This window comes from Flagellimonas lutimaris (genome assembly GCF_003581615.1).
In the GTDB taxonomy this organism is placed as follows: domain Bacteria; phylum Bacteroidota; class Bacteroidia; order Flavobacteriales; family Flavobacteriaceae; genus Flagellimonas; species Flagellimonas lutimaris.
Map to the genome: position 1 here is coordinate 1 of NZ_QXFH01000045.1, position 458 is coordinate 458.

A 458-nucleotide genomic window follows, 5' to 3' on the forward strand; every position below is an offset into this window, starting at 1 on the left:
ATGAAAATTTCGTGCTACACTATGTCTAATGAGCTTCACTTTCCGGGGACAAAGTTGGTGGCGAAGGCCCATGCGTTGTTGTTTACGGGGTCGGCAAGGTGGTCGGCGAGGTTCTCCAACGGCCCTTTTCCGGTGACGATGGCCTGAACAAAGAATCCGAACATTGAAAACATGGCAAGTCTACCATTCTTTAGCTCCTTCACCTTCAGCTCGGCAAATGCTTCCGGGTCCTCAGCTAGGCCCAATGGGTCGAAGCTACCGCCCGGGTACAATGGGTCGGTAACTTCCCCGAGTGGCCCACCACCAATGCGGTAGCCCTCAACAGCTCCCATCAACAGGACTTGGGTAGCCCAGATGGCCAAGATGCTCTGAGCATGTACCAAACCCGGGTTGCCCAAATAATCGAGTCCACCCTCGCTGAAGATTTGAGAGCCTGCCTTGAACCAGACGGCCTCTCC

Annotated in this window: 1 protein-coding gene; it reads right to left on the reverse strand. The window is 54.6% G+C overall.

What is annotated here, in order from left to right; genetic code table 11:
* Positions 1-35: 35 nt before the first annotated feature.
* Positions 36-458, reverse strand: a 423-nt coding sequence (locus tag D2V08_RS18220) for a chlorophyll a/b-binding protein (protein WP_147374035.1), incomplete at its 5' end; no start/stop codon positions are given.